The following is an 18,242-nucleotide window of genomic DNA, read 5'->3' as shown; positions in this document are numbered from 1 at the left end:
CCGGGAAGAGGCCCTAATGAAGTTTGACGGAGAAATCATGGAAATACTTGCTGCGTATGATCTGACCGGATCGTTGCGTGCCGCCGCGGAACTCACCGGCTGCTCGCACCACACGGTCGCCCGGCACGTCGCTGCCAGGGATGCCGGCCAGCCGATCGCGGAACCGGTCTATCGGGGCCGGGTCACCGATGCGTTCCTGCCCAAGATCGAGGAATGGATCGAGGCCTCCAAGGGCAAGATCCGCGCCGATAAAGCCCACGAGAAACTCCGGGCCCTCGGCTATGAGGGCTCGGAACGCTCGACCCGCCGGGCCGTCGCGCAGGTCCGCGCCGCCTGGCGGCTGGGTCATGTCCGGGTGCACCGGCCCTGGATCACGGAACCGGGCATGTGGCTTCAGTACGATTTCGGCGACGGCCCCGTGATCGAGGGGAAGAAGACCGTTTTGTTCGTGGCCTGGCTGGCGTGGTCCCGCTTAAGGATCGTCATCGCGCTGCGGGACCGGACGGCGCCGAGCGTGTTCGCGGCGCTGGACCGCACCTTCCGTGTCATTGGCGGCGCCCCAACCTACGTCCTCACGGATAACGAGAAAACGGTCACCGTTTCCCATGTCGCCGGGGTCCCGGTGCGCAACCAGCAGACGGTCGACTTCGCCCGCCATTACGGCGTGACGGTGTTGACCTGCCAGCCGGCGGACCCTGCCTCCAAGGGCGGCGTGGAGTCCTCGGTGAAACTCGCCAAAGCCGACATCGTGCCCAAGGACACTAACCTGCGTGCCGAATACGCTTCCTTCGCCGAGATCGAAGCGGCCTGCCAGTCGTTCATGGACGAGGTCAATAACCGTGAGCACCGGGCCACCCGCCGAAAACCCGCCGCGATGCTCACCGAGGAGGCACCGCGGTTGCACCGGATCCCGGACACCGCCCACACCGTCGCGTTCGGTCTCTCCCGCACCGTCCCGGAGAACACGCCGATGGTCACGTTCGAGAACGGCCAGTACTCCGTCCCGGCATATCTGCTCGGCGCGCGGGTGTTCGTCCGGGCCCACGGCGCCGGAGCCGACGAGCAGGTCATCGTCGTCCACCACGGCAGCCAGGGCCCGGTCGAAGTCGCCCGGCACCGGCGCGCCCGCCCCGGCAGCCCGGCAATCAACGACGCGCACTTCCCAGACCATAGGCCCCGGATCCCCGGTGAGTACACGACGAAAGCCAGGACCGCCGCGGAAGCGGAGTTCCTCGCCATCGGCGACGGCGCCCGCACCTGGCTGCTCGAGGCCGCCGCGGCGGGCACCGCGCGGATGAACGTGAAGATGGCCGAAGCCGTCGCCCTGGCCAAGATCGCAGGCCAATCCGAAGTCGACCACGCGTTGGGGACCGCGGCCATCCATGGCCGCTTCGCGAACAAGGATCTCGCCTCGATCCTGAACGCCGCCCTCACCCGCACCACCACCCATGCCGCCGGGAAACCCGGTCCCTCACCCAAGGCACCGCCGGGTGGGCCGCCATCGGACGCCCACCCATAACAGCCAGCGCCGCCACCGCGCTGGAGGAAAGCGCATGAGCCCCGTCCCGGCCACCGCACCCGTCCTGCCGGCGGAGCTGGAGGCGCTGATGCGGCAGTTGAAGATGCCCCATGCACGGGCGCTGGCGCCGGAACTGATCGCGACCGCCCGCGCCCAGCGCTGGGAACCGGCCGAAGTCATCAAAGCCCTCTTCGTCGAGGAAGTCGCCGGCCGGTCCCGGTCCATGCTCGCCACCAGACGCAAGGCCGCTGGCTTCCCGACCGGGAAGACCTTCGACACTTGGGATCCCGCCGCCTCCTCGATCCCCGCCCCGACGCAGCAGGCGCTGCGGACGCTGGAATGGATCGGGCGGAAGGAAAACGTCGTGATCTGCGGCCCCTCCGGCACCGGCAAAACGTTCTTCCTCGAAGCCCTCGGGCAGCAGGCCGTCGAGGCCGGCATGCGCGTCGCCTGGTTCCGGCTCGAGGACCTCGGCGCCCTCATGCGCGCCCACCGCTCCGATGACAGCGTCACCAAAGTCGTCGCCCGGATCCTACGCGCAGATTTAGTGGTGGTCGATGATATAGGCCTCTTGCCGGTCGGCACCGACGCGGCCGAGGGGCTCTACCGCCTCGTCGATGCCGCCTATGAGAAACGGTCCATCGCGGTGTCCTCAAACCTGCATCCGGCCGGCTTTGACGAACTCATGCCCAAAACCCTCGCCACAGCAACCGTCGATCGGCTGCTGCACCACGCGCACGTATGCCAGACCTCAGGCGAATCAATCCGCCTCAGCCAGGCCTTGGCCGGAAAAGGAGTCAAACCAATGAACTAAAACCACAACCCAACATGGCCAACGCCACCAAACACCTGGTGGGCAGATCTCATGGCCATGAGTGGGCAGTTTTCATGGCCACCAGCGGGCATTTTTGCTGGCCGCCCGTGGGCACAAACTATTGGCCATTGACACTCCTGGCGCCATTCTCCCTGCACCTCATTACCAACGCTTCCGCAGGCGGAGACGGAGAGAATCAGGACGCATGCAGCAGCGGACCCGCGGATCTCTCTCGAACGTCCCATGCCCTGATTGTCCCGACACGCGGGACACAAAAATAGGGGTCCAGTCTGAACCTCTAGTTTCGATCCGATCAATATTTTGGCTTTGATCTCGGAAAAGCTGGAGCTGATGAACGGCTTCTCCGAGTTCCATTTGCGGAACGCTCAACGGAACGTATTGGTTTTTGGCTAGCATTGGTTAGCCAGGAATGGCGTGACCCCGGATGAGCGTTTGGGGATCCTTTAACGGCGTATTCGACACGCTATTCGGTCGTCGGGACGTTGGATAGCGGCCGGGGCTTTCTGCGATTGGTCACTCCGGCTCGAGGCTTGGGTCGCTTCGGAAGCTGGCGACCAGTTGTTCGAACTTGGAAACGTGCTTGTGGATTCTTGCCGCGTCCTGGTCGGAGTTGAGCCAGGGCTTACGCTTCCCAATCAGGAGAACATCGCGCAGCTTGCCGTCGATGTCGAAGGGTGTCGTTAGCCGGAGAAGGGCGTTCAACGCTTCCGATTCCACTGTTTCGTGCAACCGTGCTCGGAGCCAAGCGATCTGCTCTGTTGTGAACAGGTTGCATGGTATTCGTAGATTTTCGAGGTTGGTCAGTGAACCAAGAGGCTGGATCCGACCATCGTCGATGCGTTTCGGAAGCAAGCTTAGACTCAGTAATCCCGTCAGCGAGGCCAGAGGCTCCAGCGTCTCGAAAGTAGTCTTGCTCCATACCGCGTCACCAAGGATGAGTTCCTTCAGAGCGTGCCCGGTTAGTAGATCATCCAGCCGGTGGAATCGGGTGAAGTCCTCTACCCGCAACGCAGTCAGATGCGGCGTACGCGAAAGGTTCCATAGTCGTGTGGACCGCTGATTCCAATAGAACGAGACCATCCGGAGCCCTGACAGGTCCTCAATCGGGGTGAGGTCCTCAATCCTGGGGCACTTCCAGAACTCAATCGCTGTGAACTGCCTTCCGCAGCTGGAGACCAGTCGCTCAAACACGGCCTGGTCCAGCCCGCTGATACGAAGGGTGAGGTGTACTACTGATGTGAGACACAGTTTGAAAGGATTGTGCCCATGTCTGCTCGACCAACCTATTCCGATGAGTTCAAAGCTGATGCCGTTGCGCTGGTGATTTCCTCGGGACGTTCGCCGGCTTCGGTTGCGCCGGAGCTGGGGATTTCCGTAACCGCTCTGAAGCGTTGGGTGCGGCTGCATCATGAGGGCCAATCGGAGGGCGGGGGCAAACCCGATGATCCGGTGGATCCGGCGAAATACAGGGCATTGGAAGCCCGGCTGCGTGAAGTCGAGAGGGAAAATGACTTCCTAAAAAAAGTTTCAGCGTTCTTCGCCAGAGAACAACGGTAGAGGATCTCTACCGCCTTGTTCAGGCGAAGAACGCGCAGTTCCCCATCCAATGGATGTGCGGGCGGCTGGGCATTTCCAGGGCCTCGTATTACCGGTGGCTGGCCGCGGAAGAGTCCCCGACGGCGGCCCGGCACCGGGAGCTGACAGAACACGTAAAGGTCATGTTCGATTCTTCCGACGGGATATTCGGGCACCGCATGGTCCATACGAAACTTGCCGCCGCTGGCATCGAGGTGTCGGTGGGAACGGTGGCGGTCATCATGGCGGAGAACGGCTGGGCCGCGAAGCGGATGCGGGCGTTCAAGCGCACGACGATTCCCTCGGATCCGGACAAGGTCTTCGCGGACCTCATCGGGCGGGATTTCACCTCCGCCGCCCCGGGAACCCGTCTGGTCGGGGACATCACATACTTGCGCACCGGCGAGGGCTGGCTGTATCTGGCTACTGTCATCGATCTGTGCACGCGCATGGTCGTCGGCTGGGCGATGGCTGACCACATGCGTGCCTCTCTGACTACCGGGGCGCTGAAGATGGCCAGGGACCGCGGTCATCTGCAGCCTGGTGCCATTTTTCACAGCGACCGCGGAACGCAGTACACATCCCGGGAAATGAGTGTCTGGTGCACCGGTAACGGCATCCGACAGTCCATGGGAGCCACCGGGGTGTGCTGGGATAATGCAGTGGCCGAGTCGGCGTTCTCATCCCTGAAAAACGAGTTCTACCACCACCACAGCTTCACAACCCGCCAGGAAGCCCGGCGCGGAGTGATGAAGTACATCGAAGTGTTCTACAACCGCTGGCGGCCCCACAGCAACAATGACGGCCTCCCGCCGGCCACAGCAATGGCGGCTTTCACACCCACCGCGCAACCGCTTCCAGCGGCTGCCTGACCAAAAAGAAACTACGCGACTGTCTCACATCCTTGACACACCTCAGGGCGGTTGCATCAGGGTGCGCCTCGATTTTCGAGAGGTGTCCGGTATCGAATTTCCCGCCGCCGATCTGCGGCTGGACAAGGTTGGGAATAGCAAGTTGATTTGGCCCCGGGTTCGCCGTTTGTTTTGGCCCCACCCTGTTGGTGTTCCGGTCAGTTTTGCCGGGACTTGTTGTTGATGGTTTGTTGGGTTGTTTTCAGTCGGTAGGAATCGGTGCCGGTGTTGATGATGTGGCCGCGGAAGGTCAGTCGGTCCACGACTGCCGCTGCGAGGCGGGGGTCGGTGAACGTCTGGCCCCACTCGCTGAACGGGGCATTGCTTGCGCAGGCTATGGACGCACGTTCTTCCCTGGCTGTGATGATTTGGAACAAAAGCTCGGCGCCGTGGGTATCGAGCTTGACGTAGCCGACCTCGTCAAGGCAAAGGAGATCCAGGCGCGCGTATTTGGCGACCAGTCTCGATAGTTCCTTGTTGTCGGCGGCTTCGACGAGTTCGTTGACCAGGGCGGCCGTGGTGATGTAGCGGACCCGCCGTCCTTGCTCGGCGGCGGCCATGCCCAGACCGATGAGCAGGTGTGTTTTCCCGGTCCCTGAATTGCCCAGGAGTACCAGCGGTTCCCCGGCATCGATCCACGCGCCGGTGGCCAGGTGCGTCAGGGTCGCCGGCGGCAGGTCTGGGATCTGGGCCAGGTCCAGGTCTTCGAGGCGTTTGCTGCGAGGGAACTTGGCTTCCTTGATCCGCCGGGCCCGGGACCGGTTATCGCGTTCCTCGCATTCATAGGTCAGGACTTCGGCGAGGTATCCCTGGTGGCTGAGGCGCTGCCGGGCGGCTTCGGCGGCCATGGACCCGGCGACCTGCGCGGCGCCGGTCAGATACAGGGTTTTGCAGGCTGCGCCGATCGCCGCGGCGGCGGCCGGCTCACTGAGCTGGCCCATGGACGGTCTCTGCCCGGCGCTCATCGGCTGCCTGCCGCGGCCAGCAGCCGGTCGTAGCCGGCCAGCGAGGGCTCCCAGCGGTCGGGCAGGTGCCTGATCCGTCCGGCAACTTCGTCTGGTAGCGCCGCCGGGACGTGGTGGAAGCTCTGGCTGGCACGGGCGTGGATGGCCAGATGATCGGGGTCGAAGTCCCCGGTCCTCACGGCGTTCTCCATCGCGCCGGTGACCGCGGCGGCCGGCAGGGTCCGGGCCAGCAGCAGCACCTCGATCAGGGCTTTGGTGCCGGCTTTGTCGCCGAGCCCGGCCCGGGCCCTGTCCCAGAATTTCTGGTGGGCTGCGGTGAAGGCCCCGGAGGCGCGGGCTGTCATCAGCGCTGTTGCCCCGGCCAGGGCGCCGGGTTTGCGGGTGAGGACCTCAAGGTAGTGGTCCAGTTCCAGCACGTAGGAATACTTGTGGATGGCCCGCACGTGGGACGCGATCCGGGCGCCTTCGGCGAACATCTCGATGGTGTGCGCACCGAGCCTGACGCTGACCCGCCGCCCGGCATAGCGGGCCGGGACCGAGTAGTAGGACTGGCGGACGCAGACCTGGGACTTATGGTCGGCCTTGAACGAGAACGTCGAGGCGGCCTCGAACGTGTCCGCCGGCAACGGCCGGAGCATGCCGGCTTCCTCCGCTGCCGCGGCACCGACGGTGACGGGTCGGCCGGTGATGACGCGGTGGTCGTCTTTGACATCGCAGCCGGCCATATACGCGTTCAGCCCCGCGAGGGTATCGAACTCCGGGACCGGGGTCAGCCAGCGGCGCCGGAACCTGCCGACTTCACCTTCGACGCCGCCCTTTTCGTGGGCGCCGTCGATGCCGGGCAGGCAGAAGAACGAGTCGAACCCGTAATGGGAGCGCAGGGCGATAAAGCGTTCGTTTTCCAGCCGTTCACGGCCCAGGATCACGGTGGTGACCGCGGGTTTGAGGTTGTCGTAGCGGATCATTTTGGCCGGGATCCCGCCGAGGCGTTCGAACGCGGTGTTGTGCCCGTCCAGGAAGGATTCCTGCGACTGGTTCGCGTAGGCCACATGCGCGGCGCGTCCGGAGTAGGAGAGCCGCATCACGAACATGAACAGCTTCACCTGCGTGCCGCCGATCACGGCCTGGAACTCGCCGAAGTCGACCTCGGCTTCCCCGCCCGGGGCGTGGGTCTGCGGGACGGCAACATCAGCCGGAGTGCTCACAAGCCCGCGGCGGATCCTGGCCACGGCGTGGGCGACCGTGGACTCGGCAACTACGGCGCCGTGTTCATCGACCAGACGCTGCCAGATCCGCCGGGCCGTGTGGCGCTGTTTGCGCGGCGCTTTCTGGTCAGCGGTCAACCAGGCCCGGATGGTGTCCTCCCAAGGCCCCAGCTTCGGAGCCTTCCGCTCGGGCGTCTTCCGTGCCGGCGGCGTGGCCTCTGCCAACGCGGCCCGCACGGTGCGGCGGTGAACGCCGTGCACCCGTGCCAGCTCTCTGATCGACATATCTTTATCCCTCGCATCAAGGCGGATACGCTCGAATTGCTTCACTCTCGATCTCTCTTTCAATCCCGTTCCGTTCTCTTATGTCTTGGCGGACAAAAAGAACGCTACGGGCGGGTCGAGGGTGGGGCCATTTCAAACGGCTAAAAGTCCCCTAAGTGGGGCCATTTCAGAGTGCCATACCCACAAGGTCAAGGAACCATAAGGGCTGGGCATCGCCCGCCCGCCTGAGCTCCAACAGGTCCTTGGGGCCTGATTCCATGATGCTCCGTCTCCCCGTCAGAAACCCATCAAACGTTAGTCGCAAACCTATCAATCGGGCGCAGAGGTAAGCATGGCAACCTGAGAATGTGGTCTTGCGATGCGCCCGTTAGCCGGTCGTCCACCGGACGTCCCGGCGCCGCCCCTGGGCCTCCTTCACATCTGTCATTTTTGACGTGGGTCGGGACGGTGCCGGTTTCGGCGATGATGTTCTCCAGCATCGCGACCACATCTGAGGCCTTGAACGACCGGCGTTGGATGATGGCCAGCGCGGTGCGGTGTATTTGTCGATGACGTTGAAGAACCGGATGTGCCGGCCGCAGGAGGTCGCATCGGACTGGAAGCCGAAACACCGGGCACCGCTACGCCCCGTTGGCGCCGGTGGTTCCGTCTCTTTCCGGGAAGGCGGCAGACTTGCACTGGATACGTCCCCGCGAGTACAAGGAGTCAGTCGGTTGACGGTGCCAAACGTCGAACTGTGGTGACCGGAGCGCTGTGTACCTCGTTGGAACGGCTGCTGCCAAGCCGGAAATCCGGCCGCCAGCGTGGCCAAAAGTGTTCAGGCTGGCGGCCGGGTCTGCGTTCACTGGTGGATGAGGTGCTCCACTTCGTCTCGGGCGATGTCGTGCACGGCCGGGTGTGAGTGGTCGATGGCACCGCCGGGCGGCTGCGCGCCGCGGCCCTTGATCCCTCGACGAACGAGCGGCCAGAAGACGGCGAGCACGGCCACCGAAATGAGACTCATCCACACCTGGGCCCGGCTATCATCGTCGGTGAACAGCATCACCACGACGATGCCTGCGACCCCGGCGACGGTTAGAATGCCCAGCCATGGGTGTAGCCACATTTTGATCTCCAGGTTTGTGCGCTCTTCTGGCGTCATCTTCTGGCGCAGCCGCATCTGAGTGACCGCGATGAATGCGTATACGAACAAAGCAACAAGACCGGCCGAGTTCATGATGAAGTCAAAGATCCCGGAGTCCGGGGCGAGGAAGTTCACCAGCACGGCTGCATAGCCGCCGATGGTCGACGCCAGTACAGCGACGAATGGGACGCCTGCTTTGGACTTCCTGGCCACGATGCGGGGGGCGAGGCCCTGTGCGGCGAGCGCGGAGAACATCCGTGCAGCCGAGTACAGACCCGAGTTGAGGACCGAGCATACTGCGGTGAGGATGACTGCGCCCATGATGACGGAAGCGCCTGGCAGGCCGAAAAGTCCGAAGATATGGGCGAACGGCGCTTCTACCTTCGGTTTCGGGAGTTCGTTCCACGGAACGATGGTCACAATGAGCAGCACACCGCCGACGAAGAACAGCAGGATGCGCCAGACCACAGTCCTCGTGGCTTGGCGGATGCCCTTGGTCGGGTTCTCGGATTCGGCTGCTGCCATGACGGCGATTTCGGTGCCGAAGTAGGAGAAGATCACAATCGCGACACCGCTGATGACCGGCCACAGTCCGTTGGGGGCGAAACCGCCGTGCGTCCAGAGGTTCGGGACCGAGAAGGCGGCGTTCGGCCACAGCCCGAGTGCGAAAAGGGTGCCAATGCCGAGGAACACGATGATCGTGACGACCTTGATGCTCGCGAGCCAGAATTCGACTTCGCCGAAGGATCGCGCCGATACCAAGTTTGTGGTGGTGAAAATGAGCATTAGAAGAACGGAGAACAGCCACTGCGGGACTTCCGGGAACCACCCGGTGAGGATCGCACCGCCGACGACGGCCTCAAACGCGATGACGCCGACCCAGAAGTACCAGTAGAGCCAGCCGACGAAGTACCCGGCCCATTCGCCGAGGCCGACCCGGGCATATTCCATGAAGGAACCGACGGTCGGCCGTGCGGCAGCCATCTCGCCGAGCATCCGCATAGTGAGCAGCACGATCAGCCCGCCGATCAGATATGACAGGATGGCCGCGGGGCCTACCGCGCGGACGATGTTGCCCGAGCCTACGAAAAGGCTCGCGCCGATGATGCCGCCGAGTGTGATCATGGTGACGTGGCGTGACCGGAGCTTTTTGTGCTCCGTACGGGGCGCTACGGAGATTTCGGCCGCTGTCTCTGGCGATACCGGTCTGATGCCGCGTTCTGGGTCTTGCATGGATTTCTTGACTCCTAGATTGGGAGGGCGTCGGTGATACCAATCACTTTTCCTTGCCAGTGTGTGCGGTGCAGCTTCCCGAGTCTATGGATGATCTGCACTGTTTCCGTTGTCGCTCTTATACGCAAGGTACAACGTATGATCAGAGGGCGCCCCTCCACTCCGTCCAGAGAACAGACACATGGACGTGACCCCTGACGTCAGCGAAAGCTGATTTCTTGCTACGGTCACCGGCTTCCTGAACTATCTGGAAACAGGGCGGTGCAACAGTGCCGCGACTAGAAACGCCCCTGCTTGCGGCCATCCATGCGTTCTTCGGCTACGCCGCCTACCTGCATCCCGAGCATGCGGACCTGATCAGTCGGGTGCTGGCCATCCGTGCCAAGACCGCACCCAAAGCACAGATCAGCTATCTCACGGACGCGGAGGTCGACGCCCCGCTCGCGGCCCCGTCCGAAGCCCGGTCGGCAGGCGCGACATGCTGATTATCCTGACACTGGTCACCACCGGCCTGCGGATCTCAGAACTCACGCACCTGGCATGGGCCGATCTCCAGCTGACCCGCCCGTCGCACGTTGCCTCCTACGGAATGGCCGCAAAGAGCGGATCACGCCGCTGGACGCCGCCACGGCCCTGGTAATGCAGGCCTGGTTTGAGAACAACCTGTCACCGGCTCCCGCGTCCGCGGTCTTCACCGCCCAAGGCGGCTGCCGTTCGATGACACCCGACGCGGTCGCGCAAACGGCTCCGCGTCCATACGAGAGCTGCGGCCACCCACCTGTCCGACGCTGGCGGCAAAAACTGTTACCCGCACGTTCTTAGGTACACCACCGTCATGCGGATGCTCGCGGCGGGCATCGACACCGCCACCATTTCCCTCTGGCTGGGCCACGAATTATTAAATCGACGCAGGCATCCCACGGATGGTGTCCGTGCGGGCGGAAGTCTTTCCACCGGCCTTAACTCTGTCGTCGGAGAGTAGGCACAAATAGGGTCGGTTGGAAGATTCGGCGGCGACCGGCATCAGCCAGACAAAGGGGTGAAGAAATGCTGGAGCCAGTTTCTTGAAGAGGCTCGGTTTATTCCCGCTTCCGCACCATGACAGCCGGGTCCCACTTGCGTGTTTTACGGATTGCCCGATTCGTTCCAGGCCTGGCTCAAAGCAACTATGTCGTCATGAAAGGCGAGGTAAAGGTTGGCAATTATCCGTGGGCTCGAGAGAGACCCGCCTACCAAAGTTTCAACTTTCTTCAACCGGTATCGGACGGTGTTCGGGTGAACGAACAACACGCCAGCGACCTTCGCAACGTCCAGATCGTTCACCAGGTAGCAGATGACCGTCTGCTTCAGTTCGCTGTCGCCATGTAGTGCCTCAACAAACAAATTTAGCTTGTCCTTATCCTGTGGTGACTGCCGACGGGCAAGGAGCCACGTGGCTGGGTCCACGTCGTCTAGCCGGACGATCCCCCTATAGATCCCGGAGCCGGTCCTTGTCGATGCCTGGATTTGCCTGCGGGCAATGCCTGCTGCTGCCTCTGCGTCCCGGAAAGCCTCGGGGGTCCTGGCAAGGTCGGAATAAGGTTCAGACAGGCCGACGAAAACAGTCCTGTCCGTCAACTCCAGCCAGGCGTCCAAGGCTGATGAGTTCGAAACCACAGCATGAAAGCCCGGCGGACTCTCGGGAGTTCGCCCATTCTCCGCGAGCAATAGTCCCAGACCACTGGCTTCGGCTCGGCGCAAAAGTTGTTCCGAAAAGGAAGGGTCCATCGGCTGCTGGGCGAGATTTGCGGCGACCACGGCCCGAAGGGGCTCGTAGGGTGTAAATCGGAACGCACGCATCCGCTCCCAGTGCCTGAACTCGCGGGCCACGGGCACGCCGTCTTGCAGCAGGGTCAGCAATTGCGTGTTTTCGTGCCGTTGTCTCGAATCTGAGAACTGAGCGATTCCATTCACTGCCGCAAGGAGTCGCTGCGTCGTCTCCAGCAGTAGGTCTCCGAGATCTTTCAGTACGCGGTGATTCCTACTGGCCACCGCAATGACAAAGCCGTCCCCTCGAAGCACCAGCGGCCGGGCCATAACTCCCCACTGCCCTATCACCACGATCTCAGACCTGTTATTGCCGTTACGCAGTTCTTTCCAGATCAAGTGGGTCGGTCCGTCCCCGGAGGATTCGACGATTCGTCCGGAATCTTCGTAAAGCACCGCTGTACCCCGGCATGCCATGGCGAGCCTGACAATGAGGGCGTGGACGGGGTTCTCGGCAGAGATGCTTTGCAGCAGGTCATTGCTTAGCCACAGTGCCCGCTTTTGCAGGTAGGCGTCAGGAGACGCTTGGGACTGGTTGATGAAGTTCTCGATGCGGTGGAAGGGAACGTCGGGTGCCACCGTATACAAAGGGAACCCGGCTTGTTTGCATGCTGCGACCAGCATGGCGGGGACCTGGTCAAAGTAAACCCCAACGCCGAAAAACAGGGCCGCTACGCGGGCCTTCCGCAGATCTTCTACGAGTCTCACGGCCAGCCGTTCATCCCGTTCAGTGTTCACAAACCTCAACCCGGTGGTGAGCAGAACAGTGTTTGGTTCCAGCCAGGCCGCCGGATTGTGGATGTCGCTTGTGTGGGCTCCCGTTATGACAGCGTCCGGGTTGCCCGGGACCAGAGGAGCCAGGCCCAACGGAGCTTCTGACACCACGGCATGAAGAGTGACGGGAGACTTATCGGGCATCCTGACTCCTAAGTTCGACGTAACGGAGCGCCGGGCGGAAGGCTGATTGTAATTCTCACAACGGTGTGTGTTCCTTAATTTTAGTTTCGCCAGTGACAGAGATTCACGTCACAGCGGATGGTTGTTGGTATCCCAATCAGCTTCCTGGAGGAACATAGATGTCCAATCTCAGAGTCGCCGTCGACGTCGGGGGAACATTTACTGACGTCTGCATTTTCGATGAAGAAACACAGCGTATGCGTGTCACCAAGGTCCCGTCGACACCGGCCGACCCCATGCTGGCGATATTGAGCGGGGTGGAACGGGCCGAGGTCAATTTGGCGGACGTGTCGCTGTTCTCACACGGCACCACGGTAGCAACGAATGCCCTGATTACCCGGAATTTTCCCCCCGCAGCCATGGTCACGACAAAGGGGTTCAGGGATGTCATCGAGATCCGGGATGGTACCAAAGACGACCTTTGGGACGCCTACAACGACGTAACCGGCCCCTACATCCGCCGCCGCGACAGGTTCGAGGTGACCGAGCGTATTGACTACGCCGGCAACATCGTCGCTCCTTTGGACGAAGAAGAAGCCCGCCGTCTCGCCGCGGTGCTCCGTAAGCGCGGCGTCACAACCATCGCCGTCTGCTTCATCAACTCCTACGCTAACGCCGAGCACGAAATTCGGATGCGGAAAATCCTGGAAGAGGAACTTCCGGAAGCCACGGTCTCCACCTCGGCCGAGATCCTGCCTGAAATTTTCGAGCACGACCGCTTCAACACCGCCGTCTCCAACGCCGTGCTGGGACCCCTGGTATCCGGCTACGTCAGCCGCCTCGCCGAGGAGCTCAAGACCGGCGGTTACGACGGCGACCTGCTGCTCCTGCACTCCGGCGGCGGTTCTATGACCCCCCGCATGGTCAAGCGCTACCCGGTGCGCCTCGCAGCGTCCGGCATCGCAGCCGGCGCCATCGCGGCCAAACACATCGCCCAGCAGTGTGGCTTCGAAAACGCCGTGAGCCTGGACATGGGCGGCACGTCTACCGATATTGCCCTGGTCTCCGACGGGGAGCTCCGCATCACCAAGGAATGGCAGGTTGAATACGGCCACCCCATCGTCTTCCCCAGCATCGAGGTCCTCACCATCGGCGCCGGCGGCGGCTCGATCGCGCACATTGACATTGCCGGTTCGCTGCGCAACGGCCCGCAGTCCGCGGGTGCCGATCCGGGACCCGCCTGCTACAACATGGGCGGCCAAGAGCCCACCAATAGCGACGCCAACGTGGTCCTGAACAGGCTCGGATCCACCCTGGCCGGCGGCGCGAAGACGCTGGACCGCGGGCTCTCGCAGGCCGTGATCAAGCGTGCCATCGCTGAACCGCTGGACATGAGCGAAGCCGAGGCCGCCCACGCCATCCTCCAAGTCGCGAACGCCAACATGGCCGACGCCGTCCGCCTGATCTCCATCCGCCGCGGCTACGACCCCCGCGACTTCGCGCTGCTCGCCTTCGGTGGCGCCGGCGCCCTGCACGGGGTAGAGGTGGCCAGGGAACTGAACATTCCCACCGTCGTCGTTCCGCCCAACCCCGGTGTCACCTCCGCACTGGGCTGCCTCCTGGTGGACATCAGGCACGACCTGTCCGCGATGTACACGGCCGTTGCCGCAAACGCCGATCCGGAAGACCTGGAGAGCAAGTACAAGGCCCTCGAAACGGAGGCCACCGCCCGGCTCCGCCACGAAGGCGTATCCGCGGAAAATTCGATCCTGCAGCGGATCATCTCCATGCGCTACCAGGGACAATGGCGATCGCTAGCCGTGAATATGGGAACCGGCGACGGTGCTCTCGAAGAAGCCATCCAGAGCTTCCACCAGCAGCACGAGCGCGAATTTGCGTTCCGCCAAGATGACCAGCCCGTGGAGATCTACCAGCTTCAGCTCTCCGCTATCGGCAAGACGCCCAAGCCCTCCTTCGCCCCGGCGACAAAACGGGTCTCCGAGCCCGGCGAGCCCGATTCGGTCCGGCCGGTGTACTTCGGGAAGGACGGCTGGGTCGATACGCCCGTCTACGACCGCACCAAGCTCGGGGCAGGCGCGACCTTCCAAGGTCCCGCCATCATCGACCAGCTTGACTCCACAACAGTCGTGCCCCCGCGCACAACCGCCGAAATCGACGAGTGGCTCAACATCCGGATCCACCTCACAGAATTCAAAGACGAGCAGGAAGCCTAATCATGACCGACGTGATCACCATGCCAGATCTCCATGTCGCCCACACCGATGCACGGCAGGCATCAGGCCTTGACCCCGTGACATTCGAGGTGCTGAAAAACGCCTTCGTCACCAGCGTCGACCTGATGAGCGAGCAGATCCTGAGGACCTGCTACTCCTTCGTCATATATTCCCGTGACTTCTCCTCCGCCCTCTGTGACGCAAACGGAAACACCGTCATGCAGGGAAGCGGCGACATCGCCGTCCACGTGGGTACCCTGCACTTCCAGTGCAAGGCCGTCATTGAAGAATTCGGAAAAGACATTCACCCCGGCGACGTGTTCGCCATCAACGACCCCTACCGGGGAGGTACGCACTTCAACGACGTCAGCTTCATCCGGCCGATTTTCTCGGACGGGGAGGTAATCGCCTTCGCCCAGAACAAGGGCCACTGGGCTGACATCGGCGGCAACGTTCCCGGTTCATTCGATGTCAACGCCAAGGAGCATTTCGGTGAAGGCCTGCGGATTACTCCCGTCCGTATCTGGAGCAAGGGCGTGTTCCTGCACGACGTCGCCCAGCTCCTGGTTTCCAACACCCGCGCGCCCAGCCAGGCGATGGGTGACCTACAGGCCCAATCCGAAGCGACAGCCGTGTGCGAGCGCGAAGTCCTCAGACTGGTGGACAAGTACACCAAATCGACGGTTGTCGCCGCGATGCAGGAAACCCAGGATTACGTTGAACGGATCGTCCTGCGCCGATTGGAATCCCTACCGCAGGGAGTGTGGGAGACCACCGACTACATCGACTTCGACCCGGGCAAGGGCGAGGGCCTGGTGCCCATCAAAATCAAGCTAACGCTGGACGGCAAGGGTATCCACTACGACCTGACCGGTTCGGCTCCGGCCGTCGAAACCTTCCTTAACTCCGGTTACGGCACCACCCACTCGGCCATCTACGCCGGCACCAAGACGTTTTTCCCGGACGTTCCGCTGAACTCCGGCTTCTACGCCGCCGTCGATGCAGAAATCGGGCCGGAGGGAACCGTGGTCAATGCCGGTTGGCCCTACGCGGTCACCGGGTTCTGCTCCGGTCCCTACGAAAAGCTCATGAACGGAATCTTCGAGCTCTGGTCCCAGATCATGCCCGAACGCGCCATGGCCTGCGCCTTCAACCTCGAGTACCTCCTGGTCGGTGGCCGCGACGGCCGCACCGACGATAACCCTTACTTCATGTGGTACGACTGGATGGCCGGCGGCTGGGGCGGCCGAGCCTCCAAGGACGGCGCCAGCGCCACTGCCCCGGTTTTCGGACCCGGCTTGGCGGTCCAGCCCATCGAAGGTCAGGAGCGGCTGTCACCGGTCCTGACCACAGTGCACCAGATTGGTACTGACTCGGGCGGCCCCGGTCGATTCCGCGGCGGCCTCGGCATCGAAAAGGGCGGCACCCTGGTCGACGCGACGAAGACCGTGATGAGCTACTGCTGCGACCGTGCACGCTCCATCACGTGGGGCATTGAAGGCGGTCTGCCGTCGATCCCGCATGGTGTCTGGATGAACAAGGGCACCGATCAGGAAAGGTTTCTCGGTTCCAACTTCTCTGCCGTTCCGCTGCACTCCGGGGACTCGTTTACCCGCCCGTCCGCTGGTGGTGGCGGCTATGGCGATCCCCTAGAACGCCCCTTCGACGAAGTCCTCGAAGACGTCATCGACCAGTACGTGTCGATCGAACGCGCAGCGAAGGACTACGGCGTCATCATCCGCGAAATCGATCGCGACCTGGACCAGTTCGAGATCGATCAAGCAGCCAGCCTTGAGCTGCGCCAGCAGATCCGTGCAGACCGGCCAGGGTGGCTGACTGCCGATCCCGTCGCCGTGGCGGAGAAGTACCGCGCCGGAGAGGTGGACATGCTCGACGTGATCCGCCGCCACGGCGTCATCCTGGACTGGGGCACTGGAGAACTGTTCCCGGAGACCACCTCAGAGTTCCGCAAGAGTATGGAAAAGCGTTCGTCGGCCCACTGGCACTAAGCGCATTCTGACCAACACCGGGTCCGCCGGCGCTGATCGCGTCGGCGGACCCGCTATCTTCATTGCCCTGCAATCGCGACAGATCCGTGACCACGGTGAAGGAAGCAGTTCAATTTGGCGGGGAGCTAACGCCGGTTCGAAACACGGAGGAGCCCTGGCAGCTCCTCTCAAAACGATCTACCGCCAAGCATCCCCCTCCCTAGCTTCTTCAAAGATTTGAAAGGTGCAAAATTGTCATACTCAAATTACGTTCTACCCGCCACTGAGCGTGCCGGAAGATGGTCGCTCACAATGGCTTGGTGGGCGGTATTCTCCGCTATGTTCTGGATCTACGTCGCGGTCGCTTCAGCAGGAGCAGTGGGCGTCGTGAACACACTGATCGGAATGGCACTCACCGTTGTCACTTACGGTGCCATCAACTTGGTTCTCTCGCGCTACGCGGCGCGGACAGGGCTCACGGTCAGTCTCTTCTCCCGTACGCTCTTCGGACTGGTCGGCTCGGCACTGGCATCGCTGATCTTCGCAGCCACTGCCATCTACTATGCAGTGTTCGAAGGGTCCATCATCGCCATCGCGTTCCACGAGTACTTCGGTGGAAGCATCGTCATTTGGTACGGCATCGTGGTGCTCTACGCCATACCACTGGCCCTGGGCGGCGTGCAGAACTGGCTGGACAAACTCAACGGCGTCCTGCTCCCGCTCTACGTTGCTGGTCTGATTGCGGTGGTCATCGCCGCTACTCTCATCCGGGGAGTACCCACAGCCTGGATTGGCCAGGCCGCCGTCTCATCAGCCCTGCCGGGCTGGCTCACTTCCTACCTGATCTACATGGGCGTCTACATCATGATGATGTACACCTTTGACTATGCCCGGCTGGGACGAAAAAAAGACGAAAAGTTCCTGGGGACGGTGACATTTGGATGGGTCTTCTACGCGTTCACTTTCGGGCTGAACGGGCTGGTTGGCATCTACATCATGAGTGCATGGCGAATTGAAGCCTCTGAAACCGGGGTCGTCCAGGCATTTATCTCATCGCTGGGACTGGCCGGCTTACTTATCATCCTCATCTCACAGACCCGCATCAATACCGCCAACTACTTCCTGGCATCCGAAAACCTCTCGGCATTTGCCAGCCGGGTATTTCGGCTCAACCTGCCCCGCTATGTATGGGTAATCGTCTGCGGCGCACTGGCCTTTTTACTCATGCTCACGGACGTTCTGAGCTACCTACTCAAGGCTCTGGCCTGGCAAGGCGTATTTGTAACCGCCTGGGTTGCTATCGCACTGGTATTTATCGGACTGAACAGGAAAACACAAAATCTTGTCCCCGATATTCGCCCGGCTAATCTCAAAGCGATCAGCCCCGGCGCGGTGGCCTGGGTATTTGCTTCAGCAATCGGAATTGCACTCACTGAACAAACAGCGTGGCCGGTAGTGTCCCAGCTTACGCCCTTGATTACCATGGCCTTGGCTGCAGGCGTCTATTACGGCGCCTATAAGCTCTCCCCGCCGCGTCTAGTCAGTTCAGCAGATACAATTGACCGAGCCGATGAAGAGTTGGATCCTGCCCTTTCGCATCCCGCCAGCTGAAGCCATATCGCTGACACGTGCGGCCGGACTCCATCGGACAAAGTGGTCCGATGGA

12 protein-coding genes and 3 pseudogenes are annotated in these 18,242 nt (G+C 62.1%); 9 read left to right on the top strand and 6 right to left on the bottom strand.

What is annotated here, in order from left to right; all coding sequences use genetic code 11:
• The first annotated feature begins 16 nt into the window (after window positions 1-16).
• Both istA (ACQCS0_RS07855) and istB (ACQCS0_RS07850) read left to right on the top strand, forming a co-directional pair.
• Window positions 17-1,557: pseudogene (gene istA / locus ACQCS0_RS07855) on the top strand (IS21 family transposase).
• Entirely contained in the window at window positions 1,554-2,333 is a 780-nt protein-coding gene (gene istB, locus ACQCS0_RS07850; RefSeq protein ID WP_354156004.1) for an IS21-like element helper ATPase IstB, read from the top strand. The pseudogene istA (ACQCS0_RS07855) and the gene istB (ACQCS0_RS07850) overlap by 4 nt, the downstream one beginning before the upstream one ends.
• Before the next feature lie 534 nt (window positions 2,334-2,867).
• Here the strand turns inward: istB (ACQCS0_RS07850) and ACQCS0_RS07845 are convergent.
• On the bottom strand, window positions 2,868-3,545 hold the full coding sequence (locus ACQCS0_RS07845) for a hypothetical protein (RefSeq protein WP_426940176.1): 678 nt from the start codon (window positions 3,543-3,545) through the stop codon (window positions 2,868-2,870).
• 75 nt (window positions 3,546-3,620) lie between these two features.
• On the opposite strand from ACQCS0_RS07845, the gene ACQCS0_RS07840 reads away from it, so the two are divergent.
• Together ACQCS0_RS07840 and ACQCS0_RS07835 are read left to right on the top strand one after the other, a co-directional pair.
• Entirely contained in the window at window positions 3,621-3,911 is a 291-nt protein-coding gene (locus tag ACQCS0_RS07840; RefSeq protein WP_426939106.1) for a transposase, read from the top strand.
• A gap of 20 nt (window positions 3,912-3,931) precedes the next feature.
• A pseudogene (locus tag ACQCS0_RS07835) lies at window positions 3,932-4,801 on the top strand (IS3 family transposase); the annotation flags it as partial.
• A 197-nt stretch (window positions 4,802-4,998) separates the two neighbouring features.
• Here the strand turns inward: ACQCS0_RS07835 and istB (ACQCS0_RS07830) are convergent.
• The 4 genes and pseudogenes from istB (ACQCS0_RS07830) to ACQCS0_RS07815 form a co-directional block, all read right to left on the bottom strand.
• On the bottom strand, window positions 4,999-5,805 hold the full coding sequence (istB, locus tag ACQCS0_RS07830) for an IS21-like element helper ATPase IstB (RefSeq protein WP_426939905.1): 807 nt from the start codon (window positions 5,803-5,805) through the stop codon (window positions 4,999-5,001).
• Window positions 5,802-7,340 carry an IS21 family transposase gene (gene istA / locus ACQCS0_RS07825; protein ID WP_426939904.1) on the bottom strand — a complete coding sequence of 513 codons (1,539 nt, stop codon included), beginning with the start codon at window positions 7,338-7,340 and terminating at the stop codon, window positions 5,802-5,804. Before istA (ACQCS0_RS07825) ends, istB (ACQCS0_RS07830) begins: the two co-directional genes overlap by 4 nt.
• Window positions 7,341-7,699: 359 nt before the next feature.
• Window positions 7,700-7,902 (bottom strand): annotated as a pseudogene (locus ACQCS0_RS07820) (IS3 family transposase); the annotation flags it as partial.
• 234 nt (window positions 7,903-8,136) lie between these two features.
• Window positions 8,137-9,651 (bottom strand): amino acid permease, encoded by a 1,515-nt coding sequence (locus tag ACQCS0_RS07815; protein WP_354156006.1) that lies wholly within the window; start codon window positions 9,649-9,651, stop codon window positions 8,137-8,139.
• 269 nt (window positions 9,652-9,920) lie between these two features.
• Here ACQCS0_RS07815 and ACQCS0_RS07810 point away from each other — a divergent pair, with 269 nt between their 5' ends.
• Together ACQCS0_RS07810 and ACQCS0_RS07805 are read left to right on the top strand one after the other, a co-directional pair.
• Complete coding sequence (locus tag ACQCS0_RS07810) at window positions 9,921-10,136, top strand: hypothetical protein (RefSeq protein WP_354156007.1); 216 nt, start codon at window positions 9,921-9,923, stop codon at window positions 10,134-10,136.
• Window positions 10,130-10,291 carry a hypothetical protein gene (locus tag ACQCS0_RS07805; RefSeq protein ID WP_354156008.1) on the top strand — a complete coding sequence of 54 codons (162 nt, stop codon included), beginning with the start codon at window positions 10,130-10,132 and terminating at the stop codon, window positions 10,289-10,291. Before ACQCS0_RS07810 ends, ACQCS0_RS07805 begins: the two co-directional genes overlap by 7 nt.
• Window positions 10,292-10,776: 485 nt before the next feature.
• Here ACQCS0_RS07805 and ACQCS0_RS07800 read toward each other — a convergent pair whose 3' ends face one another.
• Window positions 10,777-12,375 carry a helix-turn-helix domain-containing protein gene (locus ACQCS0_RS07800; protein WP_354156009.1) on the bottom strand — a complete coding sequence of 533 codons (1,599 nt, stop codon included), beginning with the start codon at window positions 12,373-12,375 and terminating at the stop codon, window positions 10,777-10,779.
• A 158-nt stretch (window positions 12,376-12,533) separates the two neighbouring features.
• On the opposite strand from ACQCS0_RS07800, the gene ACQCS0_RS07795 reads away from it, so the two are divergent.
• The 3 genes from ACQCS0_RS07795 (at window position 12,534) to ACQCS0_RS07785 (ending at window position 18,187) form a co-directional block, all read left to right on the top strand.
• Window positions 12,534-14,588 carry a hydantoinase/oxoprolinase family protein gene (locus ACQCS0_RS07795; RefSeq protein WP_354156010.1) on the top strand — a complete coding sequence of 685 codons (2,055 nt, stop codon included), beginning with the start codon at window positions 12,534-12,536 and terminating at the stop codon, window positions 14,586-14,588.
• Between the two features lie 2 nt (window positions 14,589-14,590).
• Window positions 14,591-16,597: a hydantoinase B/oxoprolinase family protein gene (locus ACQCS0_RS07790; protein ID WP_354156011.1), complete on the top strand. Its 2,007-nt coding sequence runs from the start codon at window positions 14,591-14,593 to the stop codon at window positions 16,595-16,597.
• A gap of 318 nt (window positions 16,598-16,915) precedes the next feature.
• Entirely contained in the window at window positions 16,916-18,187 is a 1,272-nt protein-coding gene (locus ACQCS0_RS07785) for a permease (RefSeq protein ID WP_354156012.1), read from the top strand.
• Window positions 18,188-18,242 lie beyond the last annotated feature (55 nt).

The sequence above is a fragment of the Pseudarthrobacter sp. S6 genome (genome assembly GCF_050156575.1).
GTDB lineage: Bacteria > Actinomycetota > Actinomycetes > Actinomycetales > Micrococcaceae > Arthrobacter.
The sequence above is the reverse complement of the archived record's forward strand: the minus strand, read 5'-3'. Positions and strand labels throughout refer to the sequence as shown.